Source organism: Bartonella sp. TS82HLJMH, from assembly GCF_042193495.1.
GTDB lineage: Bacteria > Pseudomonadota > Alphaproteobacteria > Rhizobiales > Rhizobiaceae > Bartonella > Bartonella grahamii.
Window position 1 is genome coordinate 173,937 of sequence record NZ_JBHILU010000002.1, and the last position, 17,278, is coordinate 191,214.

Annotated in this window: 13 protein-coding genes; 7 read left to right on the plus strand and 6 right to left on the minus strand. The window is 38.0% G+C overall.

The genetic code is table 11. The features are described 5' to 3' along the window. Positions 1–3 precede the first annotated feature (3 nt). The gene (gene pth, locus ACFIKO_RS01670) at positions 4–585 is read left to right on the plus strand and encodes an aminoacyl-tRNA hydrolase (RefSeq protein ID WP_375619358.1); all 582 of its coding nucleotides are present in this window, start codon (positions 4–6) and stop codon (positions 583–585) included. Positions 586–822: 237 nt separating this feature from the next. On the opposite strand, the gene ACFIKO_RS01675 is transcribed toward pth, so the two are convergent. Further along, positions 823–1,566 (minus strand): L,D-transpeptidase, encoded by a 744-nt coding sequence (locus ACFIKO_RS01675; protein WP_375619357.1) that lies wholly within the window; start codon positions 1,564–1,566, stop codon positions 823–825. Positions 1,567–1,831: 265 nt separating this feature from the next. Between ACFIKO_RS01675 and ychF the strand changes: the two genes are divergently transcribed. Beyond that, positions 1,832–2,935: a redox-regulated ATPase YchF gene (ychF, locus tag ACFIKO_RS01680; protein WP_375619356.1), complete on the plus strand. Its 1,104-nt coding sequence runs from the start codon at positions 1,832–1,834 to the stop codon at positions 2,933–2,935. A gap of 162 nt (positions 2,936–3,097) precedes the next feature. Here the strand turns inward: ychF and ACFIKO_RS01685 are convergent, their stop codons facing one another. The 4 genes from ACFIKO_RS01685 to petA form a co-directional block, all read right to left on the minus strand. Next, on the minus strand, positions 3,098–3,538 hold the full coding sequence (locus ACFIKO_RS01685; RefSeq protein WP_375619355.1) for a PRC-barrel domain-containing protein: 441 nt from the start codon (positions 3,536–3,538) through the stop codon (positions 3,098–3,100). Between the two features lie 110 nt (positions 3,539–3,648). Continuing rightward, positions 3,649–4,545, minus strand: a complete 897-nt coding sequence (locus ACFIKO_RS01690) for a cytochrome c1 (RefSeq protein WP_375673121.1) — start codon at positions 4,543–4,545, stop codon at positions 3,649–3,651. Beyond that, positions 4,539–5,795, minus strand: coding sequence for a cytochrome bc complex cytochrome b subunit (locus tag ACFIKO_RS01695; protein ID WP_375673122.1), 1,257 nt, complete (start codon positions 5,793–5,795; stop codon positions 4,539–4,541). Before ACFIKO_RS01695 ends, ACFIKO_RS01690 begins: the two co-directional genes overlap by 7 nt. Before the next feature lie 4 nt (positions 5,796–5,799). Next, positions 5,800–6,348: a ubiquinol-cytochrome c reductase iron-sulfur subunit gene (gene petA, locus ACFIKO_RS01700; protein WP_375673123.1), complete on the minus strand. Its 549-nt coding sequence runs from the start codon at positions 6,346–6,348 to the stop codon at positions 5,800–5,802. 728 nt (positions 6,349–7,076) lie between these two features. On the opposite strand from petA, the gene ACFIKO_RS01705 reads away from it, so the two are divergent. Then, positions 7,077–7,553 (plus strand): tRNA (cytidine(34)-2'-O)-methyltransferase, encoded by a 477-nt coding sequence (locus ACFIKO_RS01705; protein WP_375619351.1) that lies wholly within the window; start codon positions 7,077–7,079, stop codon positions 7,551–7,553. Positions 7,554–8,147: 594 nt separating this feature from the next. On the opposite strand, the gene ACFIKO_RS01710 is transcribed toward ACFIKO_RS01705, so the two are convergent. Next, positions 8,148–9,401, minus strand: a complete 1,254-nt coding sequence (locus ACFIKO_RS01710; RefSeq protein ID WP_375619350.1) for a CCA tRNA nucleotidyltransferase — start codon at positions 9,399–9,401, stop codon at positions 8,148–8,150. Between the two features lie 248 nt (positions 9,402–9,649). Here ACFIKO_RS01710 and ACFIKO_RS01715 point away from each other — a divergent pair, with 248 nt between their 5' ends. Genes ACFIKO_RS01715 through ACFIKO_RS01730 form a run of 4 tightly spaced genes read left to right on the plus strand, consistent with a single transcriptional unit; the run spans position 9,650 to position 16,482 of the window. Next, positions 9,650–10,681, plus strand: a complete 1,032-nt coding sequence (locus ACFIKO_RS01715; RefSeq protein WP_375619349.1) for an AAA family ATPase — start codon at positions 9,650–9,652, stop codon at positions 10,679–10,681. 1 nt (position 10,682) lies between these two features. Then, complete coding sequence (locus ACFIKO_RS01720; RefSeq protein ID WP_375619348.1) at positions 10,683–11,594, plus strand: DUF58 domain-containing protein; 912 nt, start codon at positions 10,683–10,685, stop codon at positions 11,592–11,594. Next, on the plus strand, positions 11,591–14,386 hold the full coding sequence (locus ACFIKO_RS01725; RefSeq protein ID WP_375673124.1) for a DUF4159 domain-containing protein: 2,796 nt from the start codon (positions 11,591–11,593) through the stop codon (positions 14,384–14,386). Before ACFIKO_RS01720 ends, ACFIKO_RS01725 begins: the two co-directional genes overlap by 4 nt. After that, complete coding sequence (locus tag ACFIKO_RS01730) at positions 14,386–16,482, plus strand: glutamine amidotransferase (protein WP_375619346.1); 2,097 nt, start codon at positions 14,386–14,388, stop codon at positions 16,480–16,482. The genes ACFIKO_RS01725 and ACFIKO_RS01730 overlap by 1 nt, the downstream gene beginning before the upstream one ends. Positions 16,483–17,278 lie beyond the last annotated feature (796 nt).

Below are 17,278 nucleotides of genomic sequence, written 5' to 3' on the forward strand. Positions count from 1 at the left end.
CACATGTGGCTTATTGCTGGTCTTGGCAATCCTGGTTTACAATATCAAAATAACCGCCATAATATCGGTTTTATGGCTGTTGATGCCATTTATCAGTCCTTCTCTTTTTCTCCATGGTCGAAGAAGTTTCAAGCAGAAATCTCTAATGGTTTCATAAATAATGAGAAAATTTTTCTTATAAAACCACAAACTTTCATGAATCTCTCTGGTCAAGCTATCGGTGAAGCTTTGCGATTTTATAAATTAGATCTGAAGAATTTGATCATCATTTATGATGAGTTAGACCTGTCACCGGGAAAAGTTCGTATAAAAATTGGTGGAGGAAATAATGGGCATAATGGTATTAAGTCTATTGATGCCCATTGTGGTACTGGCTATTGTCGTATACGTATAGGAATTGGTCATCCTGGAAGCAAAGAACTTGTTCATCAGCATGTTCTGGGAAATTTTACCAAATCTGATCAAGAGTGGTTATCCCCTCTCTTAGAGACAATTGCAAAACATATCGCTCTCCTTATAAAAGATGACAAATCCCTCTTTATGAATGAAATTTCACAAACGATAAAAAACAATCAAAACCATTAACTTGCGTGTCACAGTCGCGTGAAGCATATGGATAAGAACTCTTGAAAAAAAATGCCTCTTATACACTTTCTCAAAGGCAAAATCTGTTGGCAACCTGAGAAGCTAGAAAATAAAATAAGAATACAAGCTTGTATACACTTTTGAAAAAGAAAGGCTTATATTCTCTTTTGAGAGAAAGAGAATATTGAACAGAAAACCAAAATACTCAAACGGCTCTCTTCAATCTTCTCCCCCAAATTAAAAAAATTCATTTGGCTGAATGGTCGACTGTAGCGGATCGTAGCCATTTGATTGTTGACTATAAACTGTAGGAATACTACTATTGTTTTGCAATACCACAACACGCGAACCAACAGGAACACGATCATAAAGATCAATAATATCTTGATTAAGCAAACGAATACACCCACTTGAAATAGCACGCCCAATTGACCACGATTCGTGTGAGCCATGAATACGGAAAAGTGTATCTTTCCCATTTTTGAACAAATAAAGTGCCCGTGCACCTAACGGATTATCGGGTCCTGGTGGCATTCCTTTCCCAAGATGACCATAACGTTCTGGTTCTCGAGCCATCATAGCTGCAGTAGGAGCCCAATTTGGCCACCGACGCTTGCGCTGTACAACCCCTTCACCTTCAAATGCTAAACCTTCCTTACCGACCCCAATCCCATAACGCAAAGCCTTTCCATTTTCACCAATAAGGTAAAGAAAACACTCTTGCGTATCTACAACCAATGTTCCAGGTGGATAAGATGTATAATAAATCACTTCTTGTCGCCAAAACTTTGGATCAATTGTCGCAAGATCAACAGCAGGTAACGAATAGGTCTCATTCGTTACAGGACCGTACAAAGCCTGTATTTCTGGTGGAATGTATCGAACTTGTTGAAAAGGAACCGATGACATATCTGACTGATGTGTAGCACATCCAGCTAAAGCCAAAAGTGCTGCGATTAAAAAGGCACAACGAGATAACACTCTTCTATTTTCTCCGATTAATTATTTATGCAGATTTGCATACCATGAAAAACTTAGCACACTATTAACATTAATTCGAAGTTTTCTTATCCTTGAGACTAAGGAGAGCATTAAGATAAGAAGAACTAAGGTAAAAAAAGCAGATTATCTGTTACTTTAGACTTTTTTCTCACTTATCGCAACACAAAGACTATAACTCTTCTGAAAATATGCTATAAAAAAGAAGCTATCTTGACTATAAAATCAAAAGAAAAGAAAGACTCTCATGGGCTTTAAATGCGGTATTGTCGGATTACCTAATGTTGGGAAATCAACTCTTTTTAATGCATTAACAAAAACAGCCACTGCACAGGCTGCCAATTATCCTTTTTGTACCATTGAACCCAATACCGGTGAAGTTGCTGTTCCAGATTTACGAATGGAAAAAATTGCATCAATCGCTGGTTCAAAAGAAATAATTCCTACACGCATTAACTTCGTCGATATTGCGGGGCTTGTACGAGGAGCTTCAAAAGGCGAAGGTTTAGGAAACAAATTTTTAGCCAATATTCGCGAAGTCGATGCCATTGTCCACGTTTTACGCTGTTTTCAAAATGAAGATATTACCCATGTAGAAGGACGTATTGATCCTGTTTCTGATGCCACAACCGTTGAAACCGAACTCATGCTTGCCGATCTTGAGAGCCTTGAGCGACGAATCGTACAAATCCGTAAACGTGCAACCGGAAAAGACAAAGAAGCTCTCACAATTTTACCCATTATGGAAAAAGCATTAAACATACTGCAACAGGGAAACCCTGTCCGGTTATTACTCAAAAATATCTCTTCCGATGAACACCACATTCTTAAGAGTTTGAATCTTTTAACCTCCAAACCTGTACTTTATGTTTGTAACGTAAGCGAAAATGACGCCGCTCATGGAAATAGCTTTACCCAAACAGTTGAAAAAATGGCAACAGAGCAAAATGCGCAAAGCATTATCATTTCTGCTTCTATCGAAGCGGAAATCACACAACTGAGTGAGGCTGAAGCATCAGAATATCTCAATGCTCTTGGACTCTTTGAACCAAGTTTAAATCGCCTTATTCGTGCTGGTTACCATTTACTTGATCTCATTACTTACTTCACCTGTGGGCCTAAGGAAACACGAGCATGGACAATTACGCGTGGTACAAAAGCTCCCCAAGCAGCTGGCGTTATTCACTCAGATTTTGAGCGCGGTTTCATTCGTGCCCAAACCATCAGCTACAATGACTATATTGCTCTGGGTGGAGAAAGCGGTGCAAAAGAAGCAGGAAAAGCCCGCGATGAAGGAAAAGACTACATTGTGCAAGATGGCGATGTCATGTTATTTAAACATAATACTTAAATCTTCACTCTGTCTTAATAGTTTATCTTAAAAACTTTGTAATGGGTCCTTGGAATCTTGTCGCAAAAGCTCCCAAGAATTTTTTGAACAAAAAAACGTTGCTAGCATATTATATTATTATGATAGCAACAGTTTTATCCATTAAAGAATGGAAATATAAAATTAGCGCGTCCAACGCCCTTCGTATTTAAATGATGGAGCGTCCTTTAAAGAATCCTTTGTCGCATTTGTAATGAGTTTCCATTTACCATAATCATTTGTCATCTGGATTGTTTCTGGAGAAACTACCACATAACTCTCGCCTATGCCAAGAAAACCTCCAACAGCAACAACAAACCCTGCAATATTATTTTCACGTAAAATAATATCTTTTACTTCACCAATATTTTCATCTTCTATATTATATACATTGGCGCCTATAAGGCTGGAAGCAACAAAATCGGTTGCTAAAGGTGTCACATAACGCACAGACTTATCTACCCCCACTTGTACAATACCCGTCGAAGAGATCATTTCAGGTTTTGAAGGCACTTCAAAAAACTGGGCGTAAGTACTAGAAACCATTAAAATTGACATAAGAGTAGTACATACAATTTTTTTCATTTTAACATCTCCATTTTTACTTTGCTTTTACTTTATAAAACCTCAATGCATCATAAACAGATTTGTTCCTTATGCTCTTTATACTCTATACTCTTTCAAGCCTTGTTGCTTTACCATTTTCTCTTTATTTCGTCTTTTGTTTCTTTCTCTAACTCTTCTTCTAAACTACACCAAATACGATTTTTTAAAATATAAACAAACCCTGCAAAAATGATTAAAAATAAAATAACACGAAAACCGGTTTTTTTACGAATTTCCATATGAGGATCGGCAGCCCACATCAAAAAAGCAGAAACATCGCGCGCGTAATGTTCAATGATTTCTGGGGTTCCATCTTCATAAGAAACCATACCATCACTCAAAGGAGGAGCCATAGTTAAAGAGTTACCGGCAATAAAATAAGGATTATACCAATAACCATCCGCAATTTTTATCTCCTTCGGTTCCTTCTGATATCCTGTTAAAAGAGCTGTAATATAATCTGGACCAGATGTATCATAATGAGACAACGCATCAGTAATTAAAGCAGGAAACGGCAAAGATACACCACGTGCACGTGCCATCAATGACAAATCTGGAGGATAAGCACTATTCAAAATAAATCTTGCTTCTTCTTCATGTGCAAAGGGAGAAGGAAAATAATCCGTTACAACCCCAGCACGTTTAAAAAATTTTCCTTCTCGATTAGGACCATCGCGCACTTCATATTGCCCCGCCAAAGCTTTAATCTGTTCTTGATCATACCCAAGAGCTTTTAAATTGCGAAAAGCCACATATTTTAGCCCATGGCAGCTGGAACAAACTTGTTTATAAACCTTTAATCCACGCCTCAATTGCGCCTTATCATAAAGCCCAAATGGACCTGAAAAACTCCATTCTTGTTTTTTAGGAATCCTTAAAGGAAAAGAAATAAATTCCTCCTCCTGAACAGAGGCATCTCTCGCTAAACTCTGAGCAGAAAAGCTCATAGCAACGATAACAATCAGTCCGACAAAAACATTTACCATAGTCTCTTTTTTTTCTGTTTTAAATCTTGCATAATTGAAGAAGGAAGAGAACATTTTTTTTCAAAGGCTGGCAAAGTCGGCAAAATAACCAAAAAGAATATAAAATAATAAACCGTAGCCAATTGCGTCCATAAAAGGATTTTGTCATTTATTTCTCTTGACCCCAACCAACCAAGGAAAACGACATCAATAACCAACGCCCAAAAGAAAATTTTATAAACAGGTCGATATCTTGCTGAACATATTTTAGAGCGGTCTAACCATGGCACAAAAATTAAAATGCAAATCGAACTGACGAATAAAACAAAGCCCACAAAAGTCGAAGGGAAAATACCAATATCAAGAGTTATAGCACGAAGTATCGCATAAAAAGGCAAAAAATACCATTCTGGAACCACACGAAGAGGTGCTTTTAACGGATCTGCCACATTATAATTTTCAGCCTGCCCCATATAATCGGGCATATAAAACAAAAACCAGGCAAAGAAGATCAGAAAAACAGTAATAGCAAAAATATCTTTGATAAGCGCATAAGGTGAAAATGGAACCGTTTCCTTATCTGATTGTATAGCAAGACCCGTTGGATTGCCTTGCCCAACACAATGGATTGCCCAAATATGCAGCCCCACAAAAAGAAGCAAAACAAATGATAAAACATAATGGAAAACATAAAAACGATTCAACGTTGGTTGTCCTACGCCATAACCACCCAGAAGTGTCTCATGCAACCATGTCCCCACCAAAGGTATTGTTTTTAAAAGCCCTGCAATTACTGAAGCCGCTGAAATAGACATCATCCCCCAAACAAGCACATAACCAAAAAATGCTATTGCCATCATGATGATATAAATAAAAATACCTGTAACCCATACCATTTCTCGCATATTTTTATAAGAACCATAATAAAGTCCACGTGCCAAATGGATATAAACAGCAATAAAAAAAAACGAAGATCCTACAGAATGCCATGGACGAAAAAGCCAGCCAAACTGCCCTTCACGTCGAAATCGTTCACTAGTTTCAAAAGCCAAATGAATATCTGGAACATAGTGCATAGCCAAGACAATACCAGTCAAGAGCTGTGATAAAAGCATAATGGTCAAAATACCGCCAAATGTGTAAACGTAATTAAGATTACGCGGAACAGGAAAAATAACAAATGTATTATAAAAAAAACGAGGAAGAGGAAAACGCTTATCAAACCAACGAGCAAGAGCATTTTTAGGACAATAAGGAGGAAACCTTGTCATAACCTTATCCTATTTTGAGCAAAGTATCAGAAAGAAATTGGTAAGGTGGAATAGCCAAATTATAGTTAGCTGGACCTGACCGCACTCTTCCAGCGGTATCATAAACAGACCCATGACAGGGACACAACCATCCTCCAAATTTACCCGATTGCCCAAGTGTTACACAGCCTAGATGCGTACAAAGATTAATGACAATAAGCCAATTTTCACGTCCTTTACCTGCTGAACGCGCAAAATCTGTTGCTTCTTTTTCACCTTCAAGATTAGGATTGCGCGCTTGACGATCTTTTAGAAGACTCAATTCAGTAGCGCGTGCATCGGCAATTTCTTTTGTCGTACGATTTCGAATAACAACAGGCTGCCCTCGCCACTTTACCGTCACCGACATCCCCTCTTCAATACCAGAAAGATCAACCTCAACAGAGGAAGATGCCAAAATAGCTTCATCTGGACGCAACTGACGGATAAAAGGCCACGCAACCGCCCCCATTCCAACTGCTCCTGCAACAGCTGTTACCAAAAACAGAAAATCCCGCCTCGTTTGCTCACCCATGGACTTAACTTAAAGAGACTATTTGCTAAAACATTCTTCTACCATACCCTCTCCCATTGTACAATGCTTGATCACTCAGTTGCCTCAACCATAAAAACATCCCCGTAAAAAACTTCTGCCATTTATATGGTCTACACAAAAAACTGTTTTATAATGATAATTCATCGTTTTACAGAGTGTAATGAAATCCTGAAACACCGTAAGTTTCTTTCATTTCAAACCTATTCATATTAATCAATCAAAATTACTCCCCCGCCTGTGAAAAACGGAGATAGCATGGAAATAAACACTCCTAAAGAACGAAACGCCGTCTTGTTATGACCAGATCTCAGTAAATAAGTTGAGCTTATCGGTTATTTCTTTAACACATTTACAGCATCTCTCCCTCCCTCAATTCCAACTGGTTGAATGAGTATTTTTTCCGCTTCTGCTTTTGCATAAAAAGCATATTTTGTTGATTTTCATTAAAATGGATGATCTAGCCTTATTAAATATTCCACTTTTCAACATAATGAGCCAATCCATTTCATGTATCGCTCAATATAAAGGAAGTCCCTAATAGGGAAATTCTCTCTTATCCCAAACAAACCTGTGTACATAACTTTTTCGCTGAAGTTTAAAGTGAATAAAAATTAAACGTAAAAAACATGTATTTCTCAAAACATATTTTTCGAATAAATTGAGGCGCTTCTTTACAAAGTCGAAAGAAAAATCATATTACAGAGAACATGACACTTCATATAGCTCTTTTCCAACCTGATATTGCTGGTAATACTGGAACGATTTTACGTCTTAGCGCTTGTTTTGGTTTACATGTGCACATTATTGAACCCGCAGGCTTTAATCTGTCGGATCGTAATCTCAAACGCGCAGGATTAGATTATCTCGAATATGCTTCCTTAGAACGACACATTGATTGGCAACATTTTATAAGCGCCATGAAACATTTTAACCGACGTCTGTTGCTTTTAAGTACAAAAGCAAAAACATGCTATACGCAGATATGCTATCAAAAAAATGATGTTTTACTTTTTGGTCGTGAAACAGCTGGGGTTCCCGATTATGTTCATGAAGCTGCCGATTACACATTGAAAATTCCCATGCAACCACAGGCACGCTCTCTAAATCTCGCCATGTGCGTAGCCATAACAACGGGAGAAGCATTACGCCAAATTGGTTATCATGAAAGAAACTGTAATCTATAAAAACACAACAATTCCCTTAAAATAATTAATAGAACAATAAAAATGCATGAAATATGGTTTTAAATAATTAAAAAAATCTTTTTTATAGAATATAATGAGTAATTAAAAGTGCATAAAGTTCACTAATACTTTTGGAATAACTTACAGAATGCTTATAAAAACCCATAAATTATTACGAAAAACAATATACAACATATAAAGAACAGTTAGAGCGTATAACGCCTATCATTTTCCAACAATCAAGTGCTGATAAAATAAATATTTCTTAGTGCCCATCACATCCATTTCATATCACCACCTATGAATGATTAAATACTCCTCATAGTAAAAATCCATTGGACATTCCCCTCTTTATGCTCATATAAAGTGCAAACCGCTATCATTATTCTCTTTATTCGTTTTCACTTTCGAGAATCCTTATCTTTGAGATGGTTCATAAAAGACATTTTTTCTCTCTGTAATCATTTTTCCTCACACGACTTCCCCACTTGTAACGTGTAAGGCTATAATTTTGATTGATGTAATATGAACAGGTTTGAAATAACCTTACAATATTCGGAGCTCTTATTTCACATGACGAATAATGAATTATTATTATAAATCAATTTTTTCTAATAATGCATGACGATCCATTAAAAATCCGCTTTCGACCCATATCATTTCTAACTCTTTAAGCTTTTTTCCTAAAAGCACACCTTTAGCAAAACCTTTCTTTATTAAATCGTTACCATTAATGGGAAAAGTTGGAATCTGCCATTTTTTGGCAAGCTGATGAAGCTTGACATAATCCTCTGCTTTTTGCAAAGCATCACTTTTTTCTAGGTTATCGAGATGTGATGCAGCGACAGACAACGATAATTGATCTAAAACTGGCTGTCGTCCATAAAAATAAATCAGTTTTTGCACAAAATGATCAGAACAGTTTTGGTTTATTATTTCTAACTCTGCCCATTTTTTTAATCGTGTTGTTTCTTTATGAGAAAAATGCAAGCGCTGTGCCATTTCATGAAGACGTATGGGATCAGGAGGAAGAAGGCTTTCTAGCCGTAACAATGAATCAATTTTCCAACCAAGAGCCTGTTCTGTCTTCACTAATGCGTGAATTGCATCAATACCCCATCGTTCTGTTTCAGGAAAAATGAGTGCCAAAATTCTGCTTTGTCGCATCCATAAAAGAGCACGCGTTGGATCAAACGCCGCAAGAAGCTTTTTCATTTCTGCCCAAATACGTTCAGAAGAAAGTTTTTTTAAACCGTGTTTTAAACTAACACATGCTTTCAATCCTTGTACATCAGGCCGCCCTGCTCCATACCACGCAAAAAAGCGAAAAAAACGTAAAATACGCAAATAATCTTCGCAAATACGATCTTCTGCAACCCCAATAAAACGAACTGTTCGGCTAGCAATATCACTCAAACCTCCTACATCATCATAAAGATTGCCAGCAGCATCACAATAAAGCGCATTTATCGTAAAATCCCGCCGTTCAGCATCTTTTTTCCAATCACGACCAAATGCCACTTTTGCATGACGACCATCTGTTTCAATATCGCAGCGAAGCGTTGTAACCTCATAAGAACATGAATGAGCAACTACTGTTATTGTACCAAAAGCAATCCCTGTAGGAATAGCTTTAAATCCTGCTTCTTCTACACGTGCAATAACCTGTTGCGGCAAACAGGTTGTTGCAATATCAATATCACTAATAGGCTGCCCTAGCAGTTGATTGCGCACTGCTCCCCCTACAATACGCGCCTCTTCTCCCTCCAAAGACAAAACACGAAGAAGTGTTTGAATATCCCTTTGTTGTAACCACGCAACCTGTTTGAAGTCCTGTCTTATATTCACCCTTTAACCTTTCAAAAAAGTTATCTTCATTGCTTTAAAAAATTCTCTTCATAAAACAAAATTTTTAAGACATCCCTTATAAAACACGTCTATTCCTTCCAAAAAAACTTTTCTCTTCTTGTATACGAATATGAAAAAAATGGCATATGATACTTCTTTTCTTCTCATTTTCTGTTACAAACAATAAGATATCCATTATCATGCAGAGAAAATTACCATTTTTGCGACAAACGCCTTAAGGAAGAAATATGAGTCAACATGATCCATCATCCAATTCTGTAAAAAAGGTCAATATCAATCATGAGGCTCAAGTCATTATTGATGATATTGATACAGCACACAAAGAATTGGATATTTTACAACAAGAAATTGACAAAGTTATTTTTGGGCAAAGTCAGGTAATCGAATATGCTTTAATCGCTATTTTTGCTGGTGGTCACGCCCTTCTTGTCGGTGCTCCAGGGCTTGCAAAAACACGTCTTGTTGAAACATTGGGAACAGTCTTAGGGCTTGATGAAAAACGCATCCAATTTACTCCTGACTTAATGCCATCGGATATTATTGGTTCTGAAATTATGGATTCCGATAAAGACGGTAAACGTTCTTTTCGATACATTCAAGGTCCTATTTTCACGCAACTTCTCATGGCCGATGAAATTAATCGTGCTTCTCCACGGACACAGTCAGCCCTTTTACAAGCTATGCAAGAATATCATGTTACTGTTGCAGGTAACCGTTATGATTTACCACAACCTTTTCATGTTCTTGCAACGCAAAACCCTCTCGAACAAGAAGGGACCTATCCACTTCCTGAAGCACAATTGGATCGCTTTTTGATGCAAATCGATATTGACTATCCTGACCTCACAACAGAGCGACGGATCATTTTAGAAACAACAAAAGAAAAGAAATCAAATGCAAAACCAATTTTATCCGCCAAAAAATTGCAAAAAATTCAAAATATCGTTCGCAAAATGCCTCTTTCAGAAAATGTGATCGAAGCTATTTTAAAAATTGTCCGCTCAACTCGCCCTCATAAAGACAATAGCCTTGCTAATACTTATGTTTCTTGGGGACCTGGTCCACGGGCATCACAAGCCCTTTCACTTTGTGTTCGCGCCCGTGCTCTTTATTATGGACGCTTAGCCCCCTCACTTGATGATGTTGAAGCATTGGCCTATCCCGTATTACAACACCGCATGGCTCTTAATTTTTCTGCCCGTGCTGAAGATGTAACTGTAAAAGATATTATCAATAACCTTGTGAAAGATGCTCTTTAGAATGGCTATTGGCAAAAAAGTTTTACAAAAGCCTCCATTGTCGCTGGCAAATGAACTGCATAAGGATACTGGCAAAATGCCATATTTCCTTTTACAAGCGCGTCATATCGCTAATACACTGATAACCGGATGGCATGGACAACGTAAACGCGGGAATGGGGAAAACTTTTGGCAATTTCGTCCCTATGTTGAAGGAGAATCCATTACCCGCATTGATTGGCGTCGCTCAGCGCGTGATGAAAATACGTATCTCCGCGAACACGAATGGCAAATGACACAAATCGTTTGGCTCTTTCCTGATCAGAGCGCATCAATGCATTACTGTTCGCGCTTTTCTAAAATCTCTAAAGGTAATCATGCCGTTATTCTTACCCTTACCTTGGCATCACTTCTTGCACGCAGTGGCGAACATATTGCTATTCCAAACTTAATGTCCCCCACAATGACATCCAATGTCGTAGAGCGAATAGCCTTTGCTTTAGAAAATCATTCAGATAAAAATTCATTTCCGGATTTTTCAACGATTACACGCTTTTCACATGTCGTTATAATGAGTGATTTTCTCGACTATCCTGAAAAAATCATCCAACATTTAACCGTTTTAACTACAAAACAGGTGACAGCTCATTTAATTGAAATTTCTGATCCCGCAGAAGAAAGCTTTCCCTACGCAGGTCACACAGAATTTTTTGATCCTGAAACGAAAGAGAAACATGTTTCCACAAAAGCAGAAGATCTTCGTAAGAGCTATTGTAAACTATATCACGCAAGGCGACAAGAATTGGCAAATTTTTGCGCACGCCAAGGATGGTCTTATCACGTTAGTACAACGGATCAACCTTTAACAGAGACCATTTTTCATCTTGCAAATACAATGGGCGACTCTCCATTGCAAAAAAGGAGGGCCCTTTGAGTTTTGCTGCTCCCTTTCTGTTACTAGGGCTTTTGTTCCTACCGGTCATTTGGTGGCTGTTACGAATAACTCCTCCATCTCCGCGTAAAGAGCTTTTTCCTCCGTTACGCTTCTTACCCAAACCAACTCATCAGCAGGAAACAGCAAAACATACACCTTGGTGGTTGCTCTTGTTGCGTTTAACCATAGCGGCACTTGTTATCATAGCGTTAGCACGTCCCACGTGGGATCAAAACCCAATAAGCTTTTCCGGATCTCAACCCCTTGCACTCATTATTGATAATGGTTGGGTTTCTGTAAAAGAATGGAAAAAGCGCATCTCTATCGCTGAAATGCTCCTTGCTCAGGCAGAAAAACAGCAAAAAAATATTTATCTTATTGCAACGGCTGAAAATGATATCTCCAATATAGAGCCGCAACCGGCCAAGATTATAAAACAGCATTTAATGCATTTGCAACCGCGTCCTTGGCCTGTCAACCGCGTGCATGCACTGAAAAAACTCAGAAAAATAACCAAAGGAAAACCTCTTGATGTTGCTTATTTAAGTGATGGATTACAAACAAATGAAGATGAGCAAGCTTTTGCTTTGCTTGGAGAATTAAAACCTGAAAAATTCTTATGGTATTTGGCTGATATTTCCGATTTAATCGGCATAACATCCGTAGAAAATAACAATGGAAGCATGGTCGCGCGTATTATCCGCTCAACAACACACGGCAAAACTTCCGCTACACTCAACCTCTACGATTCAAATAATCAACTTCTCGGTCAATTTACGAAAAATTTCTCTGAAGGAGAAACAACAGCTCTTGTTCCTTTTGATGTACCACTTGAACTACGCAATGATATCGCTTGGATAAAAATAAATAATCAAAACCATGCTGCTGCAACCTTCTTGGTAGACAGCCATAACAGGATAAGCCGTGTTGCTCTTCTATCACCCGATACCAATGAAATGGCACAGCCTTTACTTTCTCCATTTTATTACATTATCAAAGCATTACAGGGATATACACAGCTTATAACCGCCGGTGGAAGAGAGCTTTCAATGGATATTGATTATTTGCTTAAACAAAATCCATCTGTTTTCATTATGAGCGACATGGTTAACATGCCTGAAAAAGCAGAAAAAAAACTTTCTGATTTTGTGAATAAAGGGGGAACACTCATCCGCTTTGCAGGAGAAAAACTCAGTAGTGCAGAACATTACGATAGTCTCCTTCCGATACCGCTACGTCAGGGGCAACGTTTCCTTGGAAGTATTATGTCTTGGACGAAACCACAAAAGCTTGCCCCTTTTGCAAAAAATAGCTTTTTCTTTGATCTTCCTTTTCCAGAAGATGTCACTGTCTCGCGCCAAATCCTCGCAGAACCAACCCCAGATCTTTTTGAAAAAACGTGGCTTAGCCTTTCGGATGGAACGCCTCTTATTACCGCAGCAAAACGTGGTAAAGGAACCATCATTCTCATTCATGTTGCTCCTGACCCCACATGGTCTAATCTTCCTCTTTCTGGCTTTTTTGCACAAATGTTGCAAAAACTAATCACATTAGGGTCTAACGAAAACACAAACCTAACACACAGAGAAAAAAGAACAATAGTACAAAACCCGTGGCGAACCATAACCGCTGATGGACAATTACAAGTACCGCCCTCTGATGTTGTTCCACTGGTCTTTGACGCTCAAAATCCACCCCATCCTTCCTATAATACTCCCCCAGGGCTTTATGGTGTCAAAAGCGATTTTTATGCACTCAATCTCTTAACTCATTCGTCGCACTTGATGAAACAATCATTATTGCCAACTTCTCTTAATAAAAGCCCTTTATCTTACGATACAAAAGAAAAAAATCTTATCGGTCCACTTTTAGGATTAGCCATCTTATTATTCGCCTTTGACAATTTTCTCATTTTATGGATGGGAGATATTTTTTCTTTCATGAAACGGCGTAATATGTTTCTCCTCCCTTTTATAAGTCTTATTGCCTTGTTTTCATATGATCCAACTCTTCATGCACAAACGAAAGAAAATCATCATGATAGTGTACAAGCTGCTGGTGCAACACATCTTGCCTATGTTATAACCAATAATCATGAAATTGATACAACGAGTAAACGTGGTCTAGAAGCGTTAAGTCAATTTATTGCAGAGCGCACAATGCTTACCCCAGGCTCTGTTACAGCACTTGATCTCGATAAAGATGAACTCTCTTTTTACCCTCTTATTTACTGGCCAATTGATGTTAAGAGTCCTATACCAACCCCCAAAAGTCTTGAAAAAATAAATAACTTTATGAAACATGGGGGAACGATTTTATTTGACACGCGCGATCAGATAAAGAGCAATCTTAATCTTGAAGGAGATGCCACTCCAGAAACGCAACGATTACGAGATATCTTAAAAGAGTTAAATATTCCATCCATTGAGCCAGCATCAACGGATCATGTTGTTGCACGTTCTTTTTATATTATGCCAGATTTTCCTGGTCTCTACCGTGGTTCACCTTTATGGATTGAATCCTCATCAACAAACAAAAAAAATAAAAATTCTCTTGCTAGCGGCGATAATGTAAGTTCTCTTCTCATCACCGCCAATAACTTTGCCGGAGCTTGGGCACTCGATGAAAAAGGGACATGGAAATATCCCCTTGTTCCCAATGATCCAATGCAACGTCTATGGGCATTTCGTGCAGGTTTAAATATTGTCCTTTATGTTCTTACAGGAAACTATAAAGCGGACCAAGTTCACGTTCCAGCACTCTTGGAACGCTTTAAAAGAGAAAGAAGGTAATGATATCATTTTTCACTTTTCAGCCTTTTTTACCACTCATTTGGATTCTGTTCTTATGTGGAATATCAATGCTTTTTGTCGTTGTTGGTCTTGTTACGCAACGTCAAGGTTCTTTATTTCGTCTGGTGGCATTAAGCGCCCTCATCCTTGCTTTGCTCAATCCAATGATCATAAGGGAACAGCGCGAACCACTGAAAAGTACAGTAGGAATTGTCATTGACCGCAGCAAAAGCCAAACATTTGGAACACGTACAAACGACAGCGATGAAGCGCGCGCGCAATTAACTCAAGCATTGGCGCATTATCCACAATTTGAACCACGCTTTATTGAATCTGGAAAACTTGCTGATAATCAGTATGCACCCTCAACGAATTTGTTTGATGCTTTAACACAAGCAGTATCTGATGTACCGCCCTCTCGTTATGCAGGAACCATTTTTATCACCGATGGACAAGTACATGACATACCTTCCATTTCAGACCTTCATCATAAAGCACCTCTCAATGCTCTGATCACAGGACACTCAGATGAATTTGATCGCCAAATCAAGTTTATTTCTCCTCCACGCTTCGCCCTTGTCAACAAACCACAAACGCTCTCCATTTTGGTAGAAGATAAAGGCCACGCCAAAAAAACAATACCACAGAAAGCAAATATTACACTAAGCGTCAATGGACAAGACATTGGCCATTATTCTGTAACTCCTGGCGTGATTTTTCAAACTGAAATTACCCTTCCTCATGCTGAAAAAAATATTATCCAAGTAATAACCGATCCACACAAAGGTGAACTAAGCTTTGAAAACAACCGCGCCATAACAATCATTGAAGGAATCAGAGAAAATTTACGCGTTCTTCTTATTTCAGGTGCTCCTTATAATGGAGAACGGACATGGCGAGACCTTTTGAAAGGTGACTCCAATATTGATCTTGTTCACTTTACTATTTTGCGTCCTCCCACCAAAGCAGATAATACGCCCTTAAGCCAATTATCCTTGGTGGTCTTTCCGACAAGAAAACTCTTTGTTGAAGAGATTAATAACTTTGATCTCATCATCCTTGATGGCTACCAGCACTCTGCTGCTCTACCCTTAATCTATTATGATTATATCGCCCAATATGTACAAAAGGGGGGTGCATTGCTAATGGTAACAGGACCTGAATTTACAAAAAACAACTCACTTGCGAAAACACCTTTAATAAGCATTCTACCGGCATTGCCCAATGGAACTATTATTGAAAAGCCTTTTCGCCCCACATTAACCAAAGAAGGTGAGCGTCATCCTGTCACAAGGGGTCTTGCAACACTTAACCTTCCAGCTTCTCAATGGGGGCAATGGTTGCGACAAATTACTATTCAAAACATAAATAACGGAATCGCTCTCATGAAAGGAGCCGATGAACAACCACTTTTACTTCTCGCGCATGTTGATAAAGGACGTGTAGGCATGTTGCTCTCCGATGAAAGTTGGCTTTGGGCACGAGGTTTTGAAGGCGGCGGTCCTTATGCAGCTCTTTATCGTCGTATTGCCCATTGGCTCATGAAAGAACCAGAGCTTGAGGAAGAAAAATTAAGTGCAACCAGCAGCCATCATCATTTAACAATTCACCGCCAAACTCTAAAAGACCATCCAGAACCCGCTGAAATTACCTTTCCTTCTGGAAAAAAAGAACATATCACTCTCACCAAAGAGCAAGAAGGTCTCTTCAGCGCAACTAGGACTACTGATGAAACAGGAATTTTTACCATTAAAAATGGCGATTTAACAATACTTTCTTCTGTAGGGATGCTCGATAATCTTGAATTGTTTGACTTAATTTCAACACAAGAAAAACTAGCCCCCATTATTAAGCACACCGGTGGTTACATCGGACGGTTACACCCTGAGGGAAAAGAAAACATTCATCTTCCTCCATTCAAGCTGATTCAATCAAAAATAAACCCGTCTTCTTCCCCAGCACATTCAATTGTTCTGAAAGAAGCGACAGAAACCCGTTTAATTAATACCTTTTATTTTTCGATATTTTCTAGTTTCTTGGCACTGCTTGCTTGCCTTTTACTGTTGAGCAGCATGTGGTATCGTGAAAGCCGTTGAAAAATCTGAAATTTCGTATAATAGTCTTAAAATTCAGCTTATTTTTTTGTGTATTTTCTTGTCTTTTACAATTAGATAAAAACATTGATCTATAATGATAATTTATCATTATTGTCATATTGAATTCATTATTCCCTGTAAGATTTTTCTTTTTTGTAATACTTTCTATATTAAATTAGTTAAAATCACTCGCTTGCACATCATTAAAAGAGGTCTGTATGAATAAAAACCATTGAAGAAGAGAGTAAAGTACCTCTTATGAATCCTCTTAAAGCAAGGATTTTTATAAAATTGGGAAGGAATAGTATGATGGTTTTACTTTTCACCTTGTATAAATATATAAAGATGCTGGCGCATAACAAGCCTTATACATGAGGCTTTTCATAGCATTGAAAGCTTTCATGAAATGGGATCAAGCGCGCTTGGAAATATCTCTTCAAAACCAATATATGAATGTACAACACAATGATATTTTATTTGGGATATTCCTCTTGAATCGTTCTGTTTTGTGTGAAAAAATCTCCCATTAAAAACAATACATGGCAGCCCAAAACTGTAAAAATTTCTGATAAATACAATACATTCTTTTGCATTTTATGCTGAATAATTAGATTTTTTTACGATAATGTGTGGTCGTATAAAAGCTGTTTAAAAGTCTTAAAACTTTATAACCATCATTTTAAAGTTTATCCCATCATACAAAAGATATATCGGTTGCCAAAAATGATATGTTATATTATGCTGTTTTTTTCAAAAATACAATACAGCGTTAATTCTTCAAAGAATTTTCTCACAT